We start from the raw sequence: 22,564 nt of genomic DNA, 5'->3' as shown, positions 1-22,564 counted from the left end.
CGCCGAAAGAGTGGTGCACGGCGCTGGTCTCCACACTTCAGGGGGCAGGCGGTATCCGGTTTTGCCCCACTCCCTGGAGTTCACCATGAAGCTGCCCCGCCTTTCTGCCCTGACCTTGAGCGTGGTCGTGCTCGCCACCGGCACGCTCAACGCCCCTCCCGCGCAGGGAGACCTCCTGTCGGGGGCGGAGCCGGGCACCCTGGCCCGGCCGGGGCAGATCACGCCGGCCGACCTCGGCGAGGACGCGCTGGAGGGCCTGCAGTTCGCCGATCCGACGGAGAACCTCGACCTGATCGCGCCGCCTGAGGCCGATCACCAGGGCGGAGCGAGCGTGTCCCACCCGCTCAGCGTGCCGGCCGGCCGGGCCGGTGTGGAGCCGTCCCTGTCGCTGGTCTACGACTCGACGGGCGGCAACGGCTGGGTGGGCACGGGCTGGGATCTCGGGCTCGGGAGCGTGGAGATCGACACCCGTTGGGGCGCTCCGCTCTTCTGCCCGGCCGCGGGGGACCTGTGCGACACCGCCGAAGGCCGGAATGTGGAGAGCGAGACTTACGTCCTCGACGGCGACCAGCTCAGCCCCACCGCGGTCACCTATCCGTTCGAGCCCCGCGTCGCCGACAAGGCCGACTGGACCCGTCGGGTCGAGACCGAGTGGGAGCGGATCATCCGCCACGGCGACTCGCCGACGAACTACTGGTGGGAGGTCACCGACAAGAACGGCACCACCCGCTTCTACGGCGGCACACCAGAGGGGGAGCGGGATGAGCAGGCGATCCTCAGCGACGACGGCGGCAACGCGGTGCGCTGGGGGCTGTCGGGCGTCCGCGACATCTCCAGCAACGTCATGCGGATCAGCTACGACAAGCCCGCCGGTAGCGCCGTCGGCTCGGGCAACGCCACGCTGGGTAGCGGCTTCTACGTGAGCTCGATCCTGTACACCGGATCCCTGGGCACCGGCAACGCGGACGACCCGGCCTACGAGGTCGTGTTCCTCCGCGACGGTGACCTGTCGCCCGTGCCGAGCCGTCGGCCCGACGTCATCGTGGACGCCTCCGCGGGCGCACTCGAGGTGACCTCGGACCTGCTGCGCCGCATCGAGGTGCGCCACGGCAGCCCCGCCGGCGACACGCGCACCTACAACGAACTCGTCAAGGGCTGGAACCTCGTCTACGCCGACGAGGCCCCGTTCGGCAAGTCCATGCTGGAGAAGGTGGAGCAGTTCGGCGACGACGGTGCCGTCGCCGGGTCGCACACCTTTGAGTACTACGACGAGGTCGCCTTCGCCTCCGGCGCCTACGACGGCTTCGCGGACGACGCGACCTGGAACTCCGGCGGCAACGACCTCAGCCAGTCGCTGCTCAGCCCGGTGGGACTCAGCGCGCTGGGCGCCTCGGAGACCAACAGCGGCGGAGGCCACGCCTACCTGGGCTTCAACCTCTCCAATCCCTCCAAGACGGGCTCCTTCGGCGGCTCGCTCGCGATCAGCGGCAGCGGCACCGGCGGTCTCATCGAGATGCTCGACCTCAACGGCGACATGCTGCCTGACAAGGTCTTCCGCAAGAACATCACGGGCGCCGGGGTCCAGTACCGGCTCAACAACGGCGACGGCACGTTCGGCGACGCGCGCAACGTGGTCGGCATCGGAACCCTGTCCACGGAGGCCAACATCGGCGTCTCCGGAGGCCCTGAGGTGTACTTCGGCGTCACCGTGCAGTTCAACATCGCGGCTGACGTGACCATCGGCGAGCAGTACTTCACCGACGTGAACAACGACGGTCTGCCCGACTACGTCAGCGCAGGACAGGTCTACTTCAACACCCCGACCGCGACCGGCCCGGAGTTCCGCGCCGACAGCGGGGACACCCCCGTGCCCATCGACGACGGCACCGTCGACCTCGACAACATCGAGAAGCTCGCCGAGTTCGAGGAGCTCCAGCGCGCCAACTCCCCGCGCCAGGACGTCGTGCGCCGCTGGGTGGCCCCCTACGCCGGCACCGTCAGCATCACGGGAACCGCCACCTTGGACGACGGCCACGTCGGCGACGGCGTCCGGCTCGCCATCCAGCACGGCTCCGACGAGTTGTGGGCGGCCAACCTGCTCACCGCCGGCGCCAGCACCACCCCGCCGGCCCTCACCCCGACGGTCCAGCGCGGCGAAGCCGTGTACTTCCGCGTCGGTTCCGTCGACGACGGCGCCAACGACCGGGTCGAGTGGGCGCCGGTGATCACCTACACCTCGCTCGGCGATCTCCCCACCGACGCCAACGATCTGAGCCAGACCGCGTTCGTGTCGGCTGACGAGTTCACGCTCGCCGGCCGCCCCGACACCCCGGTGCTCATGCCGCTCCGAGGCACGGTGAAGGTCGAGGGGACGCTCACCAAGTCCGCCCCGACGAGCGACGACCTGACACTCCTTGTCCTGCGCAACGGCATCGCCGTCGCCTCGGTCCCCGTCGCCGCGGACCTAGTGGGTGACATTGAACTCAACGAGAGTTTCACCGTCGCCGCCCCGACCGGCGATGAGGACGCCCTGGTGGCTGACAAGGTGGTGGTCCGCATCGCGGCCGACTCGCCGATCGACCCCACCGTGCTGTCCTTCGCGCCCCGGCTCTACTACACAGCCGCTTTCGACGGGGATGATCCGGTCGTGGTCCTGGGCGATCTCGACGGCGACGGCCTTGACGACGACCACACCCTCGAACTCAACTTGCCCTACGACATCGACCTCTATCCCACCACCGACGAGACCGCCCCCCGCGCGCCCTGGACCTCCACGCTCAACCGTGAGGTCACGGTGAACGCCTCCGTCGTCGCGCTCGTGGATGCGGAGCCCGGCCAGGTGACCCTGACCGTCAAGCGGCGCACCGCGTCCGGGCTGGGCGAGGTGCTGGCCAAGCAGACCTTCGACGCCGGCCCACTGGGCGGCAGCACCGAACTGACCGGTGTCGCGCTCGAATCCGGCGACGACTACTGGTTCGACCTCACCGTCCGCGATCCCGACCTCTCCGAGCGCATCACCAGCAACGACGTCACCCTCACGTGGACCGACGGCGGCGCCGACGATGGCCTCGACGTGCCCGAGACGCTCAACTCCGCCGGCCGGCAGGGGATCTTCCCGATCGCGCATCGCGGCTGGGCCTACGCCGGCTACAACGCCGACTACGAGGGCGACAACCGCTCCACCGACCCCCTCAGCGAGCAGGCCTTCGTCTTCCAGCAGTCGGACTACCCGACCTCGAAGCCCACGGGCTTCAACGACTCCAGCTACAAGGACCCCGCCCAGGGTGAGTCCTACCCCTACGTCGCCTACCTGCTCCGCACGCCCGGGAGCACCGAGCCCGTGCCGGTCTGGCGCGGCCTCAAGGACAACCTGGTGGGCGGCGCCGACTTCGCCTCCAGCTCGCGCACCGGCTCCGACAGCATCGGCGTCACCGGCGCCCCCGGTACGGGCGCGGGCGCCGGTGTGCGCGCCGTCCGCCGCGTCGGCCTCTCGGCCCCCATCTTCGGCCTGGTGGCCGGAATCGGGCCGCTGACGGCCGCCTTCGGCGCCGGGCCCAGCTTCGGCCTCCTCGACTACGTCGACGTCAACGCCGACGGCTTCCCCGACGTCGTCGCCCCCGGGCGGATCACCTACACCACGCCGCGCGGAGGATTCCTCCCCGGATCCGGTTCCGGGCCGGACGTCGCCGGCCAGGACACCACGTTCGCGATCAGCGGTGGCTTCAACGGCACCGCCATCGACATCAAGGGCAACTCGAAGGGCGACGCCAACACCGCGCAGGACACCGCCACCACCAGCGGCACTTCGAAGAAGGCCACCACCTCCGGTTCGGCGCAGCAGGGCGAGCCCGCAGACACGCAGGAGTCCGGCGCCAACGTGGGCGGCTCCCTCGGCGTCACCGCCCAGTTCACCAACCCCGGCGGCGGCGTGAACTCCGACTGGGGCGACTCGATCTCGCAGATGGACCTCGACACCTCCGCCCCGCTGGAGCGCGAGCTGGCCGACGTCAACGGCGACTCGCTGCCGGACCTGGTGCTGGCCGGCGGCGGAGGCGTGCGCGTCCGCTTCAACCTGGGCCACAGCTTCTCCCCCACGGAGGTCCAGTGGTCCCAGGGCGGGTTCGAGAACGGCGAGTCCTATTCCGGCTCCGTCGGCCCGCTGATGGGGTTCAACTTCAACAACAAGGAGTTCTCCGGCGGATTGTCCTTCAACGAGGGCATCGACCAGGCCCGCTACTCCTGGGTAGACGTCGACGGCGACGGCGTCCTCGACCGCGTCCGCAAGACCGACGACGGCACCCGGGTGGCCTTCGCCTCCGGTAGCGGCGCCCGGTCCGAGGTGGACTACGGCGACATGGTCGAGGGCAAGGTCGACCTGATCGGCAGCATCCCGCTCGGTCAGCAGGCCTCCCAGGACCGCAGCCGCGGGCTCGGCGGCGGCTTCGACTTCACCATCCCCATCGGGCCGTTGTGCCTGGCCGGCTGCTACATCATCGTCAACCCCGGCGCCAGCTTCGACCACAGCCTGTCATCCAGCCAGGTGCAGCTCACCGACGTCGACGGCGACGGCAACCCCGACTCGGTCCTCAGTACCGAGGACGGCACCATGACCGTGCGCGCCAACAACCGCGGCCGCACCAACCTGCTCAAGAGCGTCACCAACCCGCTCGGCGGCACGATCAGCCTCGGCTACGAGCGCGACGGCAACACCCCCGAGCAGCCCCTGCCGCTGTGGTTGATGACCAGCGTCCAGGTGGACGACGGCCGCCCCGGCGACGGCCCGGCGCACGCCACCACCTTCGGCTACGAAGGTAACCGGTTCGACAAGGTGGAGCGCGAGCTCATGGGCTACCGGACCATCGTCGAGGAACAACTCGACGGTCCCGGGGGTGCGGTGCTGCGACGCACGGTGAGCACCTATGGCAACGCCACCGTGTTCGACTCCGGGCTGCTGGAGAGCCAGGAGATGCAGGCCCCCGACGGGACGCCGATCTCCCGGACGGACTCCACGTGGGTGGCCACGACCCTTGAGGCCGGTGCAGCCACCATCCCCGCCGCGACACCCGACCCCGTCATCACGCCCACCGATGGCACCCTGGCCCTGGCCCTGCTCGACGACAGCCGCGGCGTCGTCCGCACCCAGGTGCTCCAGTCCTGGTTCGACGCCGACGGCGACCTCGGCACGTCGCTCAAGAACACCTTCGAGTACGACGCGCTGGGCAACCCGGTGCGCCAGGTCGATCACGGGCAGGCGGCCGATCCGATCGACGACCTGGTCTCCCTCACCACCTATCCCGACTGCCGCGACACCTCCTGGGTGGCCACCGCAGCCACCTTCACGGTGCTCGACCACGCCGACACCGTGCTCCGGTACCGCGACGGCTCGACCGACCTGTGCCTCAACGCCGTGCCGATCCACATCGAGGAGCGCATCGACGCCGACACCGACGCCATCACCGACCTCACCTTCGACGCGTGGGGCAGCTACAACCAGGTGGCCTACCCCGAGAACGCCGACGGGGACCGCTACGTCGTGGACTACGTCTACGACGCGGACCGGCACACCGACGTCGCCGAGGTCACCGACAGCCACGGCCTGACCGCCCGGGCGTCGTTCTCGGCCGCCGGCCTGGTCACCGAGCGGGTCGACGCCAACGGCAACGCCACGCGCTACACCTACGACGCGTTCAACCGCCTGGCCACCGTCCGCAGCCCGAACGAGCAGGACCCCGGCGGCCCGCCGACGGTCGCCTACGAATACGCGCCCACGGCCGCGGCCTACGGGTACGCGATCGCCCGCCACCACGACCGCTTCAACCCCGGCGACACCATCGACACCGTCGCGTTCGTCGACGGCATGGCGCGGGTCACCCAGACCAAGCGCGACTACACGATGATCAACGACGACCCGACGCTGCCGGCCGTCGACCAGGTGCTGGTCGCCGGTGCGATCGAGTACGACGCCCTCGGCCGCGAGATCAAGGAGTGGTGGCCCACGATCGAACCCCTGGGCACCTTCACGACCTACCAGGCGGCCACCGACCCGTACCCCCCGACGCTGACCTCGTACACGCTGCTCGATCAGGTGTCGAAGGTCGAGCTGCCTTACGGCGAGGACAACTCCGACCCCATCATCACGACGATCGACCACGGGTTCGGATCCACCACCGGACTTCCAGTCGACTTGTTCCTCACCACCGTCACGGACCCGATCCGGTACGAGTCCGTGCTGGCGGGGGATAGCCCCCTGCAGGGCAAGCAGCAGATGACCTACACCGACGTGCGCGGCAACCTACTGGTCAGCGACGACATCCCGGCCACGGCCGACCCGATCCGGACCCGCTACCGGTACGACAAGCTCGGTCAGCTCACCGCGGTGGTGGACAACGCCGGCAACCAGACGAGCCACAGCTACGACGGCCTCGGCCGGCGCCTGTCGACAAACACCCCTGACGGCGGGCTGCGCGAGATGACCTACGATCCCGCGGGCAACGTCGTCACGGAGACCACGCCCAACCTGGCCGCCAACGGCCAGAGCATCGCCTACCGCTACGACTTCGATCGTCTGGCGACGATCGACTATCCGGCCTCCACGCCGGACGTCGCGTACACCTACGGCGCGTCCGGGGCACCCGGCAACGGCGCGGGCCGCGTGGTCGGCGTCGAGGACGGCGCGCGCAGCCAGACGCTGACTTACGACGCGCTCGGCAACGTGGCCACCGAGGTCACGACCATGAAGGCGCACAACCTCAGCCCCGACACTCTTGCCAAGCTGACCTTCACCACCGGCTTCAGCTACGACTCGCTGGGCCGCATCGACCAGCTGACCTACCCCGACGGGGAGGTGCTGTCGCACGACTACGACAGCGCCGGGCAGCTCACCGCGATGCTGGGGGTCAAGGAGTGCACCCAACTGGGCTCCCTCACCGTCGCCATCACCGCGGAGGCCACCACCATCACGGTCACCGAGGTGTCGGACTCGGCTCCTTCGCTGCCGTTCACCATCTGGCTGAAGGACGAGCAGCTCCGGGTCACCGACCGGGTCGCCACCTCCACCCCGGGCCAGTACCTGTACACCGTGGAGCGCGGCATCAACGGCAACCTGTTGTTCCCGACGGCCGTCGGGCACACGGCGCGCACCAAGGTGATCTCCGACGAGGCCCTCACCTGCTCGTACGAGTACCTGGAGCGCCAGGAGTACGACCAGTTCGTCGACCGACGGCTGCGCGACACCGGTAACGGGGTCAGCACGCAGTGGGGCATGGACTGGATCGGCCGCCCGGAGACTATCTCCACCGACACTCCGGTCCGCAATGTCCAGAACCTGACGTACGGCTACGACAAGGCCAGCAATGTCGTCTCGATGGACAACGAGGTTCCCCCGGTCACGACCAGCCTCTTCGTCGGGCCGAGCTCGCAGCAGTACGCCTACGATCCTTACTACCGACTCAGCAGCGCCACCGGCCGCGCCGACGTGGCCCCAGACAAGGTTCGCAAGTTTGCCCTCGACATCACCTACGACCAGCACGGCAACATCGCCACCAAGAAGCAGGGCGACTCCATCGGCAAGGCGTCGGGCAAGGGCAAGCTGCTGTTGCCCGCGGAGACCAACTACACCTTCTCGATGGACTACGCGGGCGCCGGGCCGCACCAGCTGACCAAGAACGGACGGAGAACCTACACCTACGACCGCAACGGCAACCTGGCGAAGTGGGTCGACGCCGCCACCAAGGAGACCCGGACCATGACGTGGGACGCCGAGGACCGGATCACCAAGTTCGACGACGGCAGCGACACGACCACCTACACCTACGACTCCGACGGCCGGCGCGCGCTCGAGCGGGGCCCGGACGGGGAGACCTCGTTCGTCAACCGCTGGTACACCGTGCGCAACGGCGCGGTCCCGTGGAAGCACATCTGGGCCGGCGACGACCGGATGGCCACGAAGCGCTCCTTCGACGGCGACTTCGAGCACCAGCAGTACTACCTGACCAAGGATCTCCAGGGCTCGACCAATGTCGTCACCGACGACATTGGGAAGGTCTTCGAGCACTGGGAGTACTTCCCCGGCGGTGAGCCGTGGATCCGGGAGGACTCGACCGTCCATCGCACCCCGTACCTGTATGTGGGCGGCTACCTGGACGAGGTGAGAGACCTGCTCAACCTGGGCGCGCGCTGGTACGAGCCTCGCGAGGGCATGTTCTACAGCCCGGACCCGATGCTCTACACCGACCCGTCCGCGGTTCAGGGTGACCCCGCCCTGCTGCCGGCCTACACCTATGCCGAGTCCAGCCCGCTGCGGCTGGTGGACCCGGGAGGCCTGGCGCCGAACGTCGCCGGGGGCAGCCTGTCCTCGACCGGCCTGACGGCCACGACCCCGTCGGCCACCGACGCGGGCGTGCAGACCGACACGGATCGCGGGTCGCGGCTGTGGTTCCCGCTGGCAAAGATGGCCGGCTCCGAGCAGGCCAAGAGCCTGCAGGCGTTCTCGGAGAACTATGAGATGAAGCCGCTGATCCAGGTCAACATGGTGAAGACCTCCGACGGCTGGAAGCTCCAGGACGTGAAGGTCTCGGCCTTCATCGGGATCACGCAGAAGACCGTCTACAAGGGCGCCGGCGACCGGAACGGCGCCGACAGCACCGACGATTCCACCAACGTCGGTCTCGGCGGCCAGACCGGCCCTCAACCGGGCGCGGGGACACCGGCCCTGGACACCGGTCCGGCGGCCTTCGGAGCGGGCGGCGCAGCCGACGACGCGGGTGAGGGATCACTCGGCGACGGCGTCTCGGCGACCGGCCCGTCGGGGCTGGCCGGCGGCACCGCGAGCCGGGCCGACAGCCTCAGCGACGGTGGCGGAATGAGCCGCGGCTCGACCAGCGCGTCGCTGGGCGGTGCCGATGCCGGCTCGGTGGACGGAGCGGCGGACTCCTCGGGCGCCTGACGCACCGGTGGGCCCGTCGAACCGACGGGCCCACCGACCCAAGAGGTCACCGTGGGGCAGCGGCGGGTCAGAGGGTCAGGACGACCTTGCCCTGGGTGTGGCCCGCTTGGACGTGGGCGTGCGCTTCGGCGACTTTCTCCAGCGGGTACGCGGCCTGAATGTGTGGGATGTATGCGCCCGACTCGCCCAGTTCCGCGGCGAGGGCCAGGTTCGCGTGCGCGTTGGCGGTGCCGGCGATCAGCGCCACGCCGAGCGACGGGGCGCTGAAGTCGGCTGCAGAGGCGACGCGGGAGGCATCGCCGACGATCGCCACGAGTGTGGCAAGTGATCCCGAGCCCGCGAGGTCCAGGGCAGCGTCAATCCCCTGGGGGGCCACGTCGGCGACCCGCTCGGCAAGTCCATCGCCATACGTCACCGGCGTGGCGCCCAGCGAGCACAGGAAGTCGTGGTTGACGACGCTGGCGGTCCCGATCACGGTTGCGCCCCTGGCTATGGCGATCTGGACGGCCGCGACGCCGACGCCTCCGGAGGCCGCTTCGATGAGGACCGTGTCACCCGACGCGAGGCCGACCGCGTTCAGTCCTTCGATGGCCGTGGTGGAGGCAAGGCCGGCGGCTGCCCCCTGTTCCAGGCTCCACCTGGTTGGCAGCGGTGCCCACGCGGTCAGGATCGCCAACTCGGCCGCTCCGCCCTGGGCGATTCCGAAGACCGCGTCTCCCGCCTTCACGTCGGTCACCGACTCGCCGACCTCGTCGATGATGCCGGCGGCGTCGGTTCCCGGGATGGCAGGGAAGGTGACCGGCATTACCTCGTGGAGATAGCCGGCCCGAATCTTCCAGTCGACGGGGTTCACGCTCGTCGCGTGCACGCGGACCCGGACCTGCCCCGGTCCCGGGTGCGGTTCGGGGGCATCCTCGAGGGTGAGGACCTGCGGGTCCCCGTACCGGTGAAATCGCACTGCTCGCATGTGGTGTCCTCTGTCGGCTGGCATGACCCGGGCGGAGCGGGGGAATGCCCGTGTTAAGAGGACTTTCCGGAGTCGTGGGCCCGCGTGTCAATGACGCTGCTGGCTCGCGGTCGATCCACGCGGACAGCGATGGCGCACCCCGCAACAAACGCGCGTGTTCCGCGTCGCTCGACACGGACCGTCAGGACGCGTCGATGGTTCCGCTCACGATCGGCTCCAGCACGATGGACGGGTGGTCGCGGCGGACCCCGCTGACCTGCCACTTGTCCGTGAAGAGCGCGAGGTGGACCCCGTCCTCGCGGGTGGCCACCTCCACGCCGGCACGCCTGTCGATCACCGGCGCGTCGTCTGCTGTGGTGCGCAGCGCGAAGGTGTACGGGAGCGTTTCGAGGTGTACGGCCGCTCCGAACTCGCGCTCCATGCGGTGGGTCACCACCTCGAACTGCATGGGCCCGACGGCGGCCAGCACGGGGGAGCGGCGCGTGCGGTGATCCGAGTAGAGCACCTGGATCACGCCCTCCTGATCCAGCTGGGTCATGCCGCGCTGGAACTGCTTGTAGCGGGACACGTCCTTGGCGTTGGCGACGCGGAAATGCTCGGGTGCGAAGGCCGGAATCTTGGGGAACGCCACCGCCTCGCCCGAGTAGAGCGTGTCACCTGCGCGCACGTCGCCGGCGTTCACCAACCCGATGATGTCGCCCGGATAGGCCACCTCGATGGTGTCCCGGTCCCTGCCGAAGACACTGTGGACGTACTTGGTGGCGAAGGCCCGGCCCGTCGGTTCGTGGGTGATCACCTCGCCGCGGTGGAACATGCCCGAATTGACCCTCGCGAACGCGAGCCGGTCCCGGTGGGACCGGTCCATGCCCGCCTGGACCTTGAACACCTGGGCGCTGAAACCGTCGGTAACGGCGCGGCGGCTTCCCGCCGCATCCGGGCGCGAGCCCGCCGCGGGAGCCAGCCGCGCGAGGGTGTCCAGCAGGTGGCCGACGCCGAAGTTGAGCGCCGCCGCGGTGAACAGGACAGGGGTGGTGCGCTGTTCTTCGAAGGCGGCCTGGTTGTGCGCGTAGTCGTCGGAGGCGAGCAGTGACACCTCCTCCACCGCGCGGTCCCAGTCGTCACCGACCAAGCGATGGGCCGCCGCAGCATCCATCCGGTCCGCGCCTGACAGTGTGCTGCCGCCGGGTGTCCTGGTGAACCGGATGAAATCACCCGTGGCCACCTCGATCACGCCGTGGAAGTGGCCCGCGATACCTACCGGCCAGGTGATGGGCGTGGGGCGGAGCCCCGTGCGGCTCTCGATCTCGTCGAAGAGGGCGAGGGCGTCGTGCCCGGGCCGGTCCCACTTGTTGATCACCGTGATGATCGGAATCCGACGCGAGCGGCAGACCTCGAACAGCTTCATGGTCTGGGTTTCGAGGCCCTTGCCCGCATCCAGGAGCATCACTGCGCTGTCGACCGCGGTGAGGACACGGTAGGTGTCCTCCGAGAAATCGGCGTGCCCCGGGGTGTCGACCAGGTTCATCACCGCGTCGTGATGCCGGAACTGCACGGCGGAGGAGCTGATGGAGATGCCCCGGTCCTTCTCCATCTCCATCCAGTCCGACACCGTCGCCTTGCGGCCGGCCTTGCCATGCGTGGCTCCCGCCTCGCCGATGGCCCTGGCGTGGAGCAGGAGGGCCTCGGTGAGGGTGGACTTGCCTGCGTCCGGGTGGCTGATGACCGCGAACGTCCGGCGCCGAGCAGCCTGCGCGGCAATGTCGTCGCTCATGATGTTCCTCCCGATCCTGGTGCGCGCACCAGCGTTCGAATATACCGTGCGCGGCGAGGAGCCGGGAGCGGGCATGGGCCTGCTGCCCCGAACCCGTCACTGATGCGGAGGACATGAGCATCCGACGGCCGGACACTCGTTTCGCGGTGGTGGCTTGAGTCGGACACGGCTGTCGCGGTGGTGGTTTGAGCCTGAGACTGCTGTCGCGGGGAGTGGAACGATCAAAATCGCAGATTCTCGTCGCGAGACCGAGATCAGGCTCGCGGGGGCCTCGCAAATGCCGTGTCCGGCTCATGCCGAGGCCCTCCCGGAAGCCGGAGGCCAAGGGGCCATCGCGCACTGGCGACGTTCCGGAACCTATCCGGCTCCTCCCGCCGGTGCGCCGATGAGCTGCCTGGCGATGAGGGCGAGGGTGATGGCCGCCAGCCCTGTGGTGGCGATCGTGGCGAGGCCCAGCTCGGGCGCCCCGGCCCAGAAGGCCGACAGGGGAATGCGGAACCCAAGCCGGCGGGGTGAATACGTCCACCACGCCCACATGGCCGCGACCGCCACCGCCGCCGCGACCCCCGCCCGAATCCGCCACCTGTCCCGCCTAGCACCCAGGAGGCGAACCAGGGTGAGGGCCTGCAGCGTGAGCGAGCCGAGAATGATCAGCGCAGCGTTCGACTCAACGAGGTTGGGCAACCGGTGTGACGCCGTAGTGCCCAGGAGGACGTGGGTGAGTTCCTTGGTGAACCTCGCCCACCGCGTCGTGTCGATGCCGGGGCCGGTGTTGGTCAGCGCCACCAGGCCGAAGCCCGTCGTCGGGCAGGCGAGCAGGTAGGACTGTGACGTGTAGGTGCCGCCGAGGTGGTCGATACACCGAGGCAGCGGTTGCTCGATCGGCCCCAGCGCGAACGGATCCCCGGCGTGGTCACGCGCCTCCCACAGTGGGCGCACGACCCAGCCGGATCCGTACTGCGAGTACCCGTCGATGTTGCTCAAGGGGGCCCGGGCAGAGGCGAGGGTCTCGGGTGGCAGGCGACTCGCGAACGTGCCCAAGTGCGCCCGGAGGAGTTGGGTGAGGTCGTCGGCCGTCGAGACCTGGAACGCGGACGGCACTGCGCCAGGTGTCCAGGGAGCGGGCATCGGGACTGTGGCCAGCTGGAGCCAGGAATAGTGCCCGGCTGCCACCTCGTCGGCGGCTACTGTGACGGGGGAGGCCGTGGTGTGGGCGAGCGACATTGGGGCTGCCACGAGCGTCGTCATCGCCTGGGCGAACGGCATCCCAGTCACCTGCTCGATCACGGCTCCGAGGAGGTCGTAGTTGCTGTTGGAGTACTCGAACGCGGATCCCGGCGCTGCGACGAGTTCCGCGTCGGCCAGGCGCTCGGCGTTGGTGGCGATTGAATCCGGGACGAACGGCTGCCAACCCCACTGCTCCAGACCCGTCGTGGTGGACAGCCCCGACGTGTGACCGAGCAGGTCGCGCACGGTGATCGTGCTCAGACTCGCGGGGGCGGAGGCCCATCCAGGCAGCAGGTCGGCCACGCGGCGGTCGAGGCTCAGGAGGCCTCCGTCGATCAGCCGGTGGACCGCGAGCGCGGTGAACTGCTTGCTGGTCGATCCCAGGACGAACGGCGTGGATCCGGTGACGGGGCGCCCTTCCCCGGCGCTGCCGAGATGGATCTCCTGCGCAGGCTCGCCGTCGCGGAGGACGACCAGGGCGAGCCCGGCGAGGTCCAGCTCCTCGGCGCGACGCTGCGCGAACTGCTCGATCTCCACCGCCGATGCCCAGCGCCCGATCGCAGCGGGAGTGGCGCTGGGAGGCTCACGACCCACCGCTATCGCGAGCATCGCGGATGCCATGGCGTCGATGGCGATCCAGGCTATCCACTGGGCCAGGGATCGAGGAGGGCGTGCCGCTGCGGCCGCGGCGCGGATCGGCTGCCGACCGGTCATGTCCGTGCAGGAACGCTGCGGCGCAATGCCTCGGAATCATCAGGGAGCGTCAGCGGCGTGTCAGGGTCCTCAAGTAGCGCCGCAAGGCGTTCGAGATCATCCTCCACCGCGCGGGCGTCGCGCTCGAACTCCTCGTCGGTCATGTCCAGCTGGCGCAGGGTGAACAGTACCTCGCAGCCGTCGGGGTGGGGGAGGACCCTGGCCGGGTTGGTGACGACAATGCCCGACGGGAGGGTCACGTCGTGGTCGAAGACGCCGTAGTCATTGACGGGCACGAGCCGGACGGTGACCTGTCCCATGGGGGAGCCGACGATGAGGTCCGGCCCCTTCCGGACCGCGTCGCCTTGGGCCAGGCCTGCGGCCCAGCGGACCAGATTGTCGGGGTTTGCGACGAAGCAGTACACCTCGTCGGCGGGGCGCGGAATGACGCGGCTGAGGTGGCGGCTCTGCATGTATCAAGGCTCCTCAGGTGGGGGTGCGCGGTCAAGGGCTGCGCACCTGTGAGCCAAGCGCGGAGTTGTCGAGTCAGAGCCACGGCACTGACGACCACGACCAGGATCCCGACTTGAGCCGGACGCGCATCTCGTCGCGGCTGGATCGATCAAATTGGATGGATCGGGCCGTTGAGGTCCAGATCAGGCTCGTCGGGCCGCGTCGTGAGCCGTGTCCGGCTCAAGCAGACACATGTCTGCAACTCCTCAGAACGATTGGCCTTAGGCTAGGAGGCCCCTCGTTGCGGTGGGCGCTTCGCGATCAGTAGGTGTGGAGGGCACCTGTGTCCACCGTGCTGTGTGCGCGACGGGCCTAGAACTGACCGCCCAATTTGTTGCGCCGTGGGACGCTGCCCCCGTGACTGCCGATCCCACGCCCAACGCGTCGTCGACCCCTGCCGGCTCGGGCGTTCTCCGCGCCACGGGACGGGTCCTGCTCGGCGCTGCTGTGGCGGCGGCCGGCGTCGGTCATCTCACCGCCCTGCGCCCTGCGGTGGGCGTCGCCACCGCCGTGACGAGAGGCGTCAGCCGACGGTGACCGCCACGTCGCGCAGCGCGTAGCCCGAGATGATGTCGTCCCAGCCGAGCCGCGGCTCCCGCATCAGCTGCACCGGACGGGCGAACAGGCGGGTGAGCAGTATGTCGGACTCCTGAATGGCTAGCGCGTTGCCGGGACACTTGTGCGGGCCGTCGCCGAAGCTCATCACCTCCGGGCCGATGCCGCGGGGGAGCGGCCGGGCCGGACAGATGTCGAGCGGCGCCTCGCCGACGGTGGCGGGATCCGCGTTGGCCTGCCGGACGAACAGGTCCAGCAGGTCGCCTCGAGCGACGGTGTGGGTCTGGCCCCCGTCGGTGAACGTGAACTGGTGCTGCGCGCGCCGGTACAGGTGCCCGACGATGGGCTCGAGCCGCAGGATCTCGTGCAGGATGGCGTACCGCTCGGCCTCGTCGGCGACGACGTAGCGCGCGCGGAGGTCGTCGTCGCGCAGCAGGTGGAGGGCTGCCATGGAGATGAACTCGCGGGTGGTGGCCATGCCGGCGGCGCCGTAGGTGACGCACTCGATGAGGATGGCCGGGACGGCGTAGCCCTCGGCGAGCAGGTGGCTGATCACGTCCTCCTGCGGCTGCTTCTTGCGCTCGCGGATGGCGGGGTGGACGTCCCACAGATAGAACCAGAGCATCGGGATGCTCCCGCGGAGCTGGCGCACGGTGCTCGCGACTCGCCCCTCCGGCTCCGTCGATGCCGGGTCGAAGGATGGCTGGTCGAACAGCCGCTCCAGGCGGTGGGCCATGCGGGTGAGGTCGGAGTTGGTCAGGCCGATCACCTTGGCGGCGACCTCCGTCGAGTACCGCAGCGACACGTCGTCGAGCCGTGCCTCACCCGTGGCGATCATCTCATCGACGAGGGCGTCGGCCCGCGACTCCATCAGCTCGCGGTACCTGGCCGCCACGGTCTTCGGCGCGAAGTATCGCGCGATCTTGCTGCGCTGGAGACGATGAGGCGCGCCGTCCATGAACAGGATGGGCTCGTTGGCCATGGTGCCCTCGGGGATGGCCTCGGAGTTGAACCCGGCCTGGGCGGTGGCGTCGCGCTCGCGGAGGATCTGCCGGACGGCCTCGGTGGAGCGGATCCGCCACACGCCCTCGACGTGCTCGACGCGCGGGGAGTCCGCCTCCCCGGGCTTGACGGAGATGCGGCGACAGGCGGCCTCGGCGCTCATGCCTCCAGGCTAGGGGGATGCCGCGGAATCTGGGGATGATCCCGCCGGGCGGGCGCCCCTTCATCACTGCCTCGGGCGTGGGATACCACTTCGACCAGTGGCCCAGGTCTGTCACCGGCCCTTCAGAGTGGTGATTTGTGGACGGTCTACCCTCCACAAATCACCACTCTCCTAGCCCCTCAGGCGGTGACCGCCGAGCGGGCCGCGATCTCGGCGGCGTAGACCCCCGACGACTCCTTCGGCGTGCGCTCCAATGTGTCGCGGTTGACGGCGTGGAGGCCGAACTTCGGGCCGTAGGCAGACACCCACTCGAAGTTGTCCAGGAACGTCCAGTGGCAGTACCCGAGCACGGGCACGCCGTCGGCGATCGCACGGTCGAGGCCGGCGAGGGCCTCTGGGATGAAGGCGCACCGCTGGGCGTCGTCCTCGGTGGAGAGGCCGTGCTCGGTGACCAGCACCGGGGCACCCGTCGCCTCCGCGACGTAGCGGACGGCGCCCTCAAGCGAGCCGGGCTCGATGGGGGACCCCATCCCGTTGAGCTGCACCTCCGGACCGGCGGCCACCCGACCAGAAGCGTCGTACCAGACCCTCTCGTAGTTCTGGACGCCGACGAAGTCGTCGGACTTCGCCAACTCGAGCCACCGCCCGTAGCAGGCGGTCCGCACGCGGTCCCGGTGGGCTTCGCCGCCCGGCAGCGCCACGTCGTCGGCCACCGCGATGGACAGGCCGACGGGGAGGTCGGGCCGCACCGCCTTGATCGCGGCCCGGGCCGCGACATGCGCTGCCTCGAACCCGTCCTCCAACTCGTCGATCTCCTCCAGCTTCGCGACGTTGCCGGCCCGGTACCGCGGCACCCCGGCGGCGGCGGACGCCGCGTCGAGGGTCGCGGCGCTCAGCTCCCAGATGTCGGGCGGAAGCATGTCGGCCAGGATGTGCTGGAGGTTGGGCTCGTTGAGCGTGACCACCAGCGCGAACCGGTCGCCCAGCCGCTCCGTCACCATCGCACAGAACGCAGCGAACAGCTCGGCCGAGTCCGGCGCGAACCACGAGCCGCGACAGGCGAACCAGTGCGGCAGCGTGAAGTGGTTGAGCGTCACCAACGGCGCGAGCCCGCGGGCGATGCACCCGTCGAGCACCCGGGAGTAGTGCGCGACGGCCGACTCGTCGATCTCGCCCTGGCGTGGCTCGATCCGCGACCACTCGATGGAGAAGCGGAAGGCGTTCAGCCCCATGTCAGCGGCGAGGTCGAGATCGGTCTCCCACTGCTCCCAGGCGCCGCAGGCCACCCCAGCGGGCTCGACGAACACCGTCGGGGTGACGTTCTCGAGGAAGGTGGTGTCGGCGTCGACGTCGCCACCGTCGACCTGGTGGCCGGCGGTGGCCGCGCCCCACAGGAAGGTTGAGGGCATGCTGATCTGGCTCATGGATGTGTTCTTTCTGACGAGGTAAATGGGAAAGGAGGCCGCAGGCTCAGAGCACGCCGGCTTGAAGGTCCTGCTCGGCGTGGACGGCCTTGAGGCGCTGCCGATCGGCCCGGCGTTGGGCCTGCTGGAGCGGATCCGGCACGGGGGAGGCCAGCAGCAGGCGCTGCGTGTACGGGTGCTCGGGCGCCGAGGTGACGGTGTCGCCGTCGCCCCACTCGATCAGCTCGCCGCGCAGCAGAACGGCCACCCGGTGCGACATCTCCCGCACGACGGCCAGATCGTGGGAGATGAACAGGTACGCCACGCCGGTCCGCTCCTGGATCTCCAGGAACAACTCCAGCACGCGGGCCTGCGTCGACAGGTCGAGAGCGGAGACGGGCTCGTCGCAGATGATGAGCGTGGGGTCGAGCGCCAAGGCCCGGGCGATCGCCACCCGCTGCCGCTGGCCGCCGGAGAACTCGCGCGGCATCCGCTGGGCGGCATCGGCGGGGAGCCGCACGAGGTCGAGGAGCTCGCGCACCCGTCGCTCGGCATCCTTCTTGGGCGTCCTGCGCACGATCATCGGCTCGGTGAGCGAGTCGCCGATGGTCAGCGCCGGGTTCAGCGACGAGTAGGGATCCTGGTAGACCACCTGAATGTCGCGGGTCAGCTCGCGGCGGCGGGCGGTCGTGGGGTGGCTGATGTCCTCCCCGCGGAACCTGATCGAGCCGCCGGAAACCGGGGCCAGGCCCAGGATCGCCCGCCCGATGGTGGTCTTGCCGGAGCCGGACTCGCCCACCAGGCCGACGGTCTCGCCGGGGAGGATGTCGAAGCTCACGCCCTTGACTGCGCGGAACGGCTGGGCGCGGAAGCCGCGACCGGGGTACTCGACGACCAGGTCGTCGACGGTGAGCAGGGGCTGGGTCATGAGAGGCTCCCGATGCCGAGACTGCCGGAGCTGGTCACGCCCGGCAGGGGCGTGCGCGGTGCTCCGGAGGGGATCGCGTCGAACAAGGACTGCGTGTAGGGATGCTGCGGGTTGCGGAACACGTCGACGGTGGGTCCGGTCTCCACGATCACGCCGCGCTGCATCACGGAGACCCGGTCACACAGGTCCGCCACCACGCCGAAGTTGTGGGTGACCAGCAGGATCGCCATGCCCAGTTCATGCTGCAGGTCTCGCAGCAGGTCCAGCACCTCCGCCTGGACCGTGACGTCGAGTGCCGTGCTGGGCTCGTCGGCGATGAGCAGGTCCGGGTGGGAGGCCACCGCGCCGGCGATGAGGACGCGCTGCGCCATGCCGCCGGAGAGTTGGTGCGGGTAGGAGTCGAAGGTGCGCTGGGGGTCGGGGATGCCCACTCTCTCCAGGAGCGAGAGCGCCCGTTCCTTCGCCTCCGCCCGCGACATCCCCAGCACGATCACGAGCGGGTCGGTGAGCTGGGAGCCGACGGTGAACGACGGGTCCAGGTTGGTCATCGGCTCCTGCGGCACGTACGCGATGCGGCGTCCGCGGAGCTTGTTCATCGCGTCATAGCTCAGGCCCACGAGCTCCTGCCCGTCGAAGGCCACGGAGCCGTCGACGACGGAGCCGCCCGAGGGCAGCAGACCGAGGATCGCGAAGGCGGTCTGGGTCTTGCCGGAGCCGGACTCACCGACCAGGCCGTGGGTCTCCCCGCGCGCCACGGTGAGGCGGGCGTCGTGCACCACTGTCGTCCACGTGGTCGTGCCCTGGTAGGCCACGGCGAGGCCGTTCACCTCCAGCAGCGGTCCAGCGGCGGGCGCGTCGTGCGCCAACGGCGCGGGCGCTGCCTCCGTCGCGGCGCACCAGGCGGTTCGGCCGCGCTTGACTTCGCCTGTCCCCTCCAGCTCGTCACGGATGGCGGTGCTGAGGAGGGTGAGCGCGACGAGCGTCAGGCCGAGGGCGAGTGACGGCCACACCACCAGAAGGCCAGAGCGGTTGATGTTGTAGAAGCCCTCGTTGAGGATCTGGCCCCAGGTCGGGGTCAGGGGATCACCGAGGCCGAGAAAGTCGAACCCGGCCTGCATGCCGATGCCGGCGGCGATGATGCCGGAGGTCAACAGGATGACCGGCGCGCGGACCGCGAGCAGGATGTGCCGGCCGATGATCCTCGGCGTGGACAGGCCTGAGGTGCGGGCCGCGTCGACGTAGAGCTCGTTGCGGACCGCGCGTACGGAGTTGTAGACCACGCGGTAATACACCGGGGAGATGAAGGCGCCGAAGATGGCCATCGTCACCCACATCGACGGCCCCATGACCGCGCGGGCGGCGATGAGCACGATGATCGCCGGCAGCGACATGGTCAGCGCCGTGAACCACGAGCCCAGTGAGTCGACCCAGCCGCCGAAGTAGCCGGCGATGAGCCCGGCCGTGACCCCGATGGTCGCGGCGATGGCGGCGACCAGCAGCCCGCCCGCCATGCTGAACGACGTGGCCACCAGGAGCCGGGAGAAGATGTCGCGGCCGGCGGAGTCGCCGCCCAGGAGAAAGTCCTCGCCAGGCGGGGCGAAGATGTGCCTCAGCGACGTCAGGGACGGGTCGTTCGGCGCGACGAAGGGGCCGATCACCGCGACGATCGCGACCAGGGCCAGGAAGATGAGCGCCGGCCCGCCCAGGGGGTGAACCAGGAGACGCCTGAGCAGGGTGCCGCGCGGTGGCCGGGTCTGGGCGGGTGCCGCCGACGGTGTGACGAGGGGGGTTGTCATGACAGCCGGACCTTCGGGTTGACCCACGCCTGAGCGATGTCGACGAGGGTGTTCACGAGCGTGACGATGATGCCGGTCACGATGACGATGCCCATGACGATGGGCAGGTCGCCCTTCGACGTGCTGGTCAGGGCGAGTGGGCCGAGGCCGGGGATGGAGAACAACTGCTCCACGATCACGGCCCCGCCCAGCAGGATGACGAACATGAGCCCGAGGATGCTGAGCGCGGGACCCGCCGCGTTGCGCAGCACGTGCCGGTACACGATCCGCCGCGCGGGGAGGCCCCGGCTGCGCAGCGTCCGCACGTAGTCGCGGCCGAGCACGTCGATCATGGAACCGCGCACCTGCTGCGCCACCCCGCCGATCGATCCGATGGTGAGCGCCGCGATGGGAAGGGCGATGGACTGCAGCCACTCGGTGGGTGAGACCGTGAACCTCGTGTAGCCGGTGGCGGGGAACCAGTCCAGGTTGATGGCGAACACGATGACCAGGAACAGGGCCATGAGGAATCCGGGGATGGCCTGGCCGAGAACCGCCATGATCTGTACGGTCCGGTCCAGCCATCCGCGCCGGGTGGCGGCGAGCGCGCCCAGCACGATGCCGATGAGAGCGGTGAGGAAGACCGAGCCGACGGCGAGTGAGATGGTGACCGTGACGCGGGTGAAGATCGCGTCGGTCACGGGCTGGCCGTTGAACCACGACAGGCCGAGGTCACCCTGGAGGGCGTTGCCCGCCCATGAGGCGAACTGCTCCAGCACGGGCTTGTCGAGCCCGAGCCGTTCCTTCACCTGTGCCACGGCCTCGTCGGTGGCTGTCTGCCCCGCGATGCGGCGGGCAGTGTCGGTGTTGCCGATCTGCAGCAGGAAGAAGGTCAGCACGCTGAGCGCGGCGACGAGGCCGAGGCCCGTCAGCAGCCGCTTGGCGATGAATGTGAGCATGAGATGCGCCCTCCAGGGTTCTCGAGGGATCAGGCCGGGACGATGTCCCAGAGGTTGGACACGGCCTGGCCGTCCTTCATGGTCACCGAGGTGCCGTCGGCGCTCACGATGACGCCCATGACGCGGTAGAAGGGGGCGAACCAGGCCTGATCGACCAGGTACTCGTTGAGCTCCTTGGCAGCGGCGTCGGCATCGTCGCCACCGAGACGCATGCGCTCGGCAAGCCCGGCGACGGTCTCGTCGCCCTGGTGGTAGACGTTCCACGCCGAACCCGGATCGACAGCCAGCAGGTAGGTCATCCACGCGATGGGCTCCTGGTTGAGGCCGAAGGCGAACGCCGCCCACTTGCCGCCCAGAAGCTCGCCGATGAAGCCTTCGCCGGCCTGTTCGTACTCGATGTTGATGCCGGACTCGGCCAGGACGCCGGCGATGAGTTCGGGTTCCGACGGGGGCACGAAGCCGGTCTGGGGCATCACGATGGTCACGCCGTCGGGGTAGCCGGCCTCGGCCAGAAGGGCCTTGGCCTTCTCCGGGTCGTAGGGGTAGGCGTCCTCGAGTTCGGGGATGAAGGCCTCGGTGCCGGGGCCGAAGATCTGGGTGGTGGGCTCGCCGTAGCCGGACTCGAGGCCCTGGAGCAGGCCCTCACGGTCGATGGCGTGGTTGATGGCCTGACGGACGCGGACGTCGGCCAGGGCTTCGTTCACCTGGCCATTTCGGTCGGCGATGATGAGGCCCTTCCAGTTCACGGGGGCCTGGTTGATGGTGTAGCCCGCGGACTCGGCGTCGGGGATCTGCGTGACGGAGTTGAGGTTGGCGACGTCCACCTGCTGGTCGCGCAGCGCGTTGAGCAGCGCGGAGGCGTCGGCGTAGAAATTGATGGTGATGGCGTCGTAGTGCTGAATGCTCGGGTCCCAGTAGTCGGGGTTCGCGGTGAGCTTGTAGCTGGAGCCGACGGTGGTGGCGGCGGTGTCGAGCACGTACGGGCCGGAGCCGACAGGGTTGGTCTGCGCGTCGGCCGCGTCGAAGCTGGACGCGGCGGCGACGAGGCCGGAGTTCTGGCTGAGGTAGGTCAGCAGGGCCGGGTCGGGCTTGGAGAGCGTGAGCACCAGGGTGTCCTCGTCTGCCGCGGTGGCCTCGGTGAGGGCGGCGAGGTTGCTCGTGTTGGGGGAGGCACCGTCGCGGAACCGGATCAGGTTCTGGGCCGCCAGGTCCGCGGTGAGCTCGGTGCCGTCGGTGAAGGTGACCCCGTCACGCAGCTCGAGGGTGAGCTCGGTGTTGGCGTCGTTGTAGGTCCACTCCTCGGCGAGCCCGGGTTCGACGGTGCCGTCGGCCGCGGTGCGCAGGAGGGTGTCGTAGACGGCCATGTGGTACGTGGCGACGTTGCCCCATTCGGCGTCGGCCGCCTTCCAGGTGGCGATGTCGACGACGGCGCCGATGCGCAGCTCGCCGCCGCGCTCCGCCGCCGTGGCCGAGGACGCGGAGCCGGCCGTGCTGCCGGTCGAGGTGGTCGGGTCGCTGGAACCCGAGGAACAGGCGGTGAGCGCGAGGGAGGCGGTTGCCCCCAGCGCCAGGGCCTTGATGATGCGGGACATCGGTGTGTTTCCCTTCGTTGGGTCTTCGTCGGTGAAGGTGTGGACGGCGGTCGTCGGCGTCTTGTGAGGACA

12 protein-coding genes are annotated in these 22,564 nt (G+C 69.5%); 2 read left to right on the top strand and 10 right to left on the bottom strand.

The annotated features are described in order from the left end of the window. The first annotated feature begins 85 nt into the window (after window positions 1-85). Complete coding sequence (locus ACZK5N_RS00480; protein ID WP_463624527.1) at window positions 86-8,944, top strand: SpvB/TcaC N-terminal domain-containing protein; 8,859 nt, start codon at window positions 86-88, stop codon at window positions 8,942-8,944. 67 nt (window positions 8,945-9,011) lie between these two features. Here ACZK5N_RS00480 and ACZK5N_RS00475 read toward each other — a convergent pair whose 3' ends face one another. The 4 genes from ACZK5N_RS00475 to ACZK5N_RS00460 all read right to left on the bottom strand — a co-directional run bounded on the left by ACZK5N_RS00475 (window position 9,012) and on the right by ACZK5N_RS00460 (window position 14,075). Then, complete coding sequence (locus ACZK5N_RS00475) at window positions 9,012-9,911, bottom strand: NADP-dependent oxidoreductase (RefSeq protein ID WP_459017822.1); 900 nt, start codon at window positions 9,909-9,911, stop codon at window positions 9,012-9,014. Window positions 9,912-10,092: 181 nt separating this feature from the next. After that, window positions 10,093-11,682 (bottom strand): peptide chain release factor 3, encoded by a 1,590-nt coding sequence (locus tag ACZK5N_RS00470; RefSeq protein WP_463624526.1) that lies wholly within the window; start codon window positions 11,680-11,682, stop codon window positions 10,093-10,095. Window positions 11,683-12,039: 357 nt separating this feature from the next. Beyond that, window positions 12,040-13,623, bottom strand: a complete 1,584-nt coding sequence (locus ACZK5N_RS00465) for a serine hydrolase domain-containing protein (RefSeq protein WP_459017820.1) — start codon at window positions 13,621-13,623, stop codon at window positions 12,040-12,042. Further along, window positions 13,620-14,075, bottom strand: coding sequence for an SRPBCC family protein (locus ACZK5N_RS00460; RefSeq protein WP_459017819.1), 456 nt, complete (start codon window positions 14,073-14,075; stop codon window positions 13,620-13,622). Before ACZK5N_RS00460 ends, ACZK5N_RS00465 begins: the two co-directional genes overlap by 4 nt. Before the next feature lie 397 nt (window positions 14,076-14,472). Between ACZK5N_RS00460 and ACZK5N_RS00455 the strand changes: the two genes are divergently transcribed. Continuing rightward, window positions 14,473-14,652, top strand: coding sequence for a hypothetical protein (locus tag ACZK5N_RS00455; protein WP_459017818.1), 180 nt, complete (start codon window positions 14,473-14,475; stop codon window positions 14,650-14,652). Here ACZK5N_RS00455 and ACZK5N_RS00450 read toward each other — a convergent pair. The 6 genes from ACZK5N_RS00450 to ACZK5N_RS00425 form a co-directional block, all read right to left on the bottom strand. After that, a complete protein-coding gene (locus ACZK5N_RS00450; protein WP_459017817.1) occupies window positions 14,639-15,835 on the bottom strand; it encodes a cytochrome P450 in 1,197 nt (398 codons plus the stop codon). The genes ACZK5N_RS00455 and ACZK5N_RS00450 overlap by 14 nt on opposite strands. A gap of 179 nt (window positions 15,836-16,014) precedes the next feature. After that, entirely contained in the window at window positions 16,015-17,259 is a 1,245-nt protein-coding gene (locus tag ACZK5N_RS00445; RefSeq protein WP_459017816.1) for a glycoside hydrolase family 1 protein, read from the bottom strand. A gap of 46 nt (window positions 17,260-17,305) precedes the next feature. Then, window positions 17,306-18,166 carry an ATP-binding cassette domain-containing protein gene (locus tag ACZK5N_RS00440; protein WP_463624525.1) on the bottom strand — a complete coding sequence of 287 codons (861 nt, stop codon included), beginning with the start codon at window positions 18,164-18,166 and terminating at the stop codon, window positions 17,306-17,308. Next, a complete protein-coding gene (locus tag ACZK5N_RS00435; RefSeq protein ID WP_463624524.1) occupies window positions 18,163-19,962 on the bottom strand; it encodes an ATP-binding cassette domain-containing protein in 1,800 nt (599 codons plus the stop codon). The genes ACZK5N_RS00440 and ACZK5N_RS00435 overlap by 4 nt, the downstream gene beginning before the upstream one ends. After that, complete coding sequence (locus ACZK5N_RS00430) at window positions 19,959-20,900, bottom strand: ABC transporter permease (RefSeq protein ID WP_463624523.1); 942 nt, start codon at window positions 20,898-20,900, stop codon at window positions 19,959-19,961. The genes ACZK5N_RS00435 and ACZK5N_RS00430 overlap by 4 nt, the downstream gene beginning before the upstream one ends. A 29-nt stretch (window positions 20,901-20,929) precedes the next feature. Then, window positions 20,930-22,492 carry an ABC transporter substrate-binding protein gene (locus ACZK5N_RS00425; protein WP_463624522.1) on the bottom strand — a complete coding sequence of 521 codons (1,563 nt, stop codon included), beginning with the start codon at window positions 22,490-22,492 and terminating at the stop codon, window positions 20,930-20,932. Window positions 22,493-22,564: the final 72 nt, after the last annotated feature.

The sequence above is a fragment of the Tessaracoccus pujii genome (assembly GCF_055326215.1).
Note: the sequence above shows the minus strand (reverse complement) of the source record. Positions and strands in the feature narration are given on the sequence as shown.

What these genes read in the sequence shown, in the direction of transcription:
- ACZK5N_RS00435 (WP_463624524.1), bottom strand. Translation starts at nt 19,962, where the DNA reads ATGACAACCCCCCTCGTCACACCGTCGGCGGCACCCGCCCAGACCCGG.
- ACZK5N_RS00425 (WP_463624522.1), bottom strand. Translation starts at nt 22,492, where the DNA reads ATGTCCCGCATCATCAAGGCCCTGGCGCTGGGGGCAACCGCCTCCCTC.
- ACZK5N_RS00440 (WP_463624525.1), bottom strand. Translation starts at nt 18,166, where the DNA reads ATGACCCAGCCCCTGCTCACCGTCGACGACCTGGTCGTCGAGTACCCC.
- ACZK5N_RS00445 (WP_459017816.1), bottom strand. Translation starts at nt 17,259, where the DNA reads ATGAGCCAGATCAGCATGCCCTCAACCTTCCTGTGGGGCGCGGCCACC.
- ACZK5N_RS00450 (WP_459017817.1), bottom strand. Translation starts at nt 15,835, where the DNA reads ATGAGCGCCGAGGCCGCCTGTCGCCGCATCTCCGTCAAGCCCGGGGAG.
- ACZK5N_RS00465 (WP_459017820.1), bottom strand. Translation starts at nt 13,623, where the DNA reads ATGACCGGTCGGCAGCCGATCCGCGCCGCGGCCGCAGCGGCACGCCCT.
- ACZK5N_RS00460 (WP_459017819.1), bottom strand. Translation starts at nt 14,075, where the DNA reads ATGCAGAGCCGCCACCTCAGCCGCGTCATTCCGCGCCCCGCCGACGAG.
- ACZK5N_RS00480 (WP_463624527.1), top strand. Translation starts at nt 86, where the DNA reads ATGAAGCTGCCCCGCCTTTCTGCCCTGACCTTGAGCGTGGTCGTGCTC.
- ACZK5N_RS00475 (WP_459017822.1), bottom strand. Translation starts at nt 9,911, where the DNA reads ATGCGAGCAGTGCGATTTCACCGGTACGGGGACCCGCAGGTCCTCACC.
- ACZK5N_RS00470 (WP_463624526.1), bottom strand. Translation starts at nt 11,682, where the DNA reads ATGAGCGACGACATTGCCGCGCAGGCTGCTCGGCGCCGGACGTTCGCG.
- ACZK5N_RS00430 (WP_463624523.1), bottom strand. Translation starts at nt 20,900, where the DNA reads ATGCTCACATTCATCGCCAAGCGGCTGCTGACGGGCCTCGGCCTCGTC.